Origin of the sequence: Photorhabdus tasmaniensis (genome assembly GCF_011189505.1) — a bacterium.
GTDB classification, from domain to species: Bacteria; Pseudomonadota; Gammaproteobacteria; order Enterobacterales; family Enterobacteriaceae; genus Photorhabdus; species Photorhabdus tasmaniensis.
Window position 1 is genome coordinate 1 of record NZ_PUJU01000110.1, and the last position, 3,432, is coordinate 3,432.

Below are 3,432 nucleotides of genomic sequence, written 5' to 3' on the forward strand. Positions count from 1 at the left end.
AATTACGCGAGGCTCCCCCAATGTCTTTATCAACAGCAGACCCGCCGCTATCGCGACACGCAGCACGGTGGAATGCAGTAAAGAGCATGGCCTGCGCCAGATGGCAGAAGGCTCGGCTTCCGTTTTCATCAATGGCTATCCTGCGGTGCGGATCGGAGACAAAACGGTCTGTGATGCGGCGGTAATGACCGGTTCGCCGAATGTCTTTATCGGCGGCGGAACGGCGCAGACAGCCAACATTGTGCCGGAAATCCCCCACTGGGCGTATACCGTTTCCGATTTAACGATGTTTGCCGCCGGGTTAGTCAGTTTTGGCGGCGCGGCTGCCAAAGGCCCCGGCGCGTTGCAAACGCTGTTTAGCCAGGTCCCGGGAGCGGATAAAATCCGCAAAATCGCCTGTCGGCTGGGGGCGCTTGCCGTGGCTGTGCCTGTCGCCGGTATTCTGATGAACCCGGTGGAAGCCATTGCCGGTCAGAAATTTCTGCACGATGAGGATGAGCTGGACTTCGTTTTTGACGCTGAATTGCCGCTCTACTGGCAGCGTAGCTACCTGAGCCGTTATCAGTATGACAGCGTACTGGGTCAGGGCTGGAGCCTGTTCTGGGAAAGCCATCTCACCCGCGTGGACGGCGGATTACTCTGGCGTTCCCCTGCCGGCGATATCGTGCCCTTTCCTGATGTCCCTGCCGGCCACCGTTGTTTTTGCCCGGAAGCGCAAAGCGCGCTGATACACACGCCGGAAGACACCTGGGAAATCCGTGACGCGGGCGAACAGGTTTATCACTATACGGCTTTTGATAATGACGGCATAAGCCGCCTGAGCCACCGCCGCGATAACGTGGGTCACGAGCAGCGCTGCCATTACAACGAACAACATCAGATGGTCAGCATCACGGGCAGCGGCGGGCTGAAGCTGCACTGCGATTACGTGATGATGGAACACGATAACCAGACGGTCTCCCGCCTCACCGTTGTCTGGCGTGAATGGTATGACGGCCATCGTATTCAGCTTTGCCGCTACCATTATAATGAACACGCCCAACTGACCGGGGTCAGCCATCGCAACGACTTTCTCCAGCGTCAGTTCGGCTGGACGGCGCAGGGCCTGATGGCATGGCATCAGGATGCGCGGGGGTTGCGCTGTGATTACCAGTGGGAACAGACGGAAGAAGGCCTGTGGCGGGTGCTTGCCCAGCAAACCAGTGAAGGGGCGGGCTATCGGCTGGAATACGATGACGGGAACCTCACCCGCACGGCACACTGGTATGACAACACCCGCACGGTTTGGCGGCTCAACGACGCGCACCATCTCATCCACTGTCTCGACCGCACGGGCACCGAACACCATATCCTGTGGGATGAATTTGGTCTGCCGAACGGCTACACCGATGCGGACGGCCATACCCGCCTGAGTGAATGGGACAAACACGGTCGCCAGCTGAGTTTCACCGATGCCAACGGCAACCAGACTGGCTGGCAATACCACAATGACACCGACCGGCTCACTTTTATCTTCTGGCCGGATGGCACCGAGACCGCGCTGGCTTACGATGAATTTGGGCGGCTGATGAGTGAAACGTCTCCACTTAAACAGACCACGCGTTATCACTATCTGCATCGTCACACTCTGCGGCCTGCCAGATGCACTGATGCTAAAGGTGGCGAAAGCCAGTTTCAGTGGAATGAGCAGGGACAGCTTATCCGCCATGCTGACTGTTCAGGCCAGTCCACGGTATGGTGTTATGACAAGGAGTATCGGCTGGAAAGAGTCATCAATGCCCTGATGGAAAGTACCTACTATCATTATGATGATAATGGTCAACTGGTTCAGGTCACCTATCCTGACGACTCCACCGAACACATGGCATGGGACAGCGCGGGTCAGTTGACCCATCACCAGCGCAATGAGAATGCGCCCTGCGCCTGGGAATACAATGCATTTGGTCAGGTGGTCTGTGCGACAGACCGTCTGCAACGTCAAATTCGCTATCAGTACAGCCCCGAAGGCCATCTGATACAGCTCGACAACGCCAACGATGACCGTTACCGGCTAAACCGTGATGCCGAAGGGCGCTTAATCGAAGAAATCCGTCCTGACGACACCCTCATCCTGTATGAATACAACGCGGCGGGCTTATTGAGCACCGAACGGCGCATGGGTGACCGCGTGTTCAAATACCCGGAACGTCAGGTACACCAGCATTATGATGCAGCCGGTCAGCTGATTCAGCGGGAAACCTACACCGACACTTATCAATACCGGTGGGACAGCATGGGCAGGCTGCGGGAAGCCCGCCGTGAGCCAAATGACAACGGCAAACCTCTGGGGATAGTCCCCAGCACCGTGCGTTTTGACTATGACGCGCTGGGGCGGGTCATTCGGGAGCAGAACGGCGACGACAGCCTCCAGTTCAGCTATGACGAACTGGATAACCTGACGGCCCTCACGCTGCCACAGGGCGGCACCTTAAGCTGGCTCTACTACGGCTCCGGCCACCTGAGCGCCATCCGGCATGAACAGAAACTCCTCACTGAATTTGAGCGCGACCAACTGCATCGTGAAACCCGCCGCACGCAGGGCAACCTGTTCCAGCTGCGCGATTATGATCCGCTGGGACGCTGTATCCACCAGTACAGCCTGCCGTTGAAACAGGCTGATGCTGACCCCCGGCCCTATCTTAGCGAAGGCAAGCCGTGGCGGGCGTGGGTCTACGGCCCCCAGGACGAATTGCAGATGATGGCAGATCATTACCGGGGCATGATTGACTACCTTTATGACGCGGAGAGTCGCCTGAAAAAAGTGACGCATCAGGGCAGCGCTTATGAAGATATGTTGTGGTATGACCGGGCGGATAACCTGCTGGAGCAACCGCAGTCGATATTGGAACGGGAGGCAGAAGAGCAAGGGATCCCTAAAGCGGTGACGCCGCAGGGCGACCGCCTGAGCGACTGGCGGCAATGGCGCTATGAGCATGACCCGCACGGCAATATTACCCGTCGGGAGTGTCGGTGGTACAAAACCCAGGATTACCGCTATGATGGTGACAACCGCCTGACGGTGGCGAAAATCGGCAACACAACGGCGCATTATCACTATGATGCCCTTGGTCGGCGTATCCGCAAGGTGGTGAAGATCGGGCTTGGTGGGCTGGCGCGTTATGAACAAACCGATTTTGTCTGGCACGGCCTGCGACTGTTGCAGGAGCGTGACCCGAAAAGTGGCGAAACCCAGACCTACTGCTATGAATCCCATGACAGCTACACCCCGCTGGCCAGCATCGTCACGCGGGGAGCCCGGCACAATTACTACTGGTACCACACTGATATCAACGGTGCGCCGCTGGAAGTCACGAACGAGGAAGGGAAAATAGCGTGGGCGGGAAAATATCGCCTTTTTGGCGAACTGGATGGCTCGCCGCTGGCTTACTTCAC

The 3,432-nt window shown here is 57.5% G+C and carries 1 protein-coding gene; it reads left to right on the forward strand.

Translation table 11 applies throughout. The features are described from left to right. Positions 1-49 precede the first annotated feature (49 nt). Positions 50-3,432, forward strand: a 3,383-nt coding sequence (locus C5471_RS22770; RefSeq protein WP_339959322.1) for a DUF6531 domain-containing protein, incomplete at its 3' end; no start/stop codon positions are given.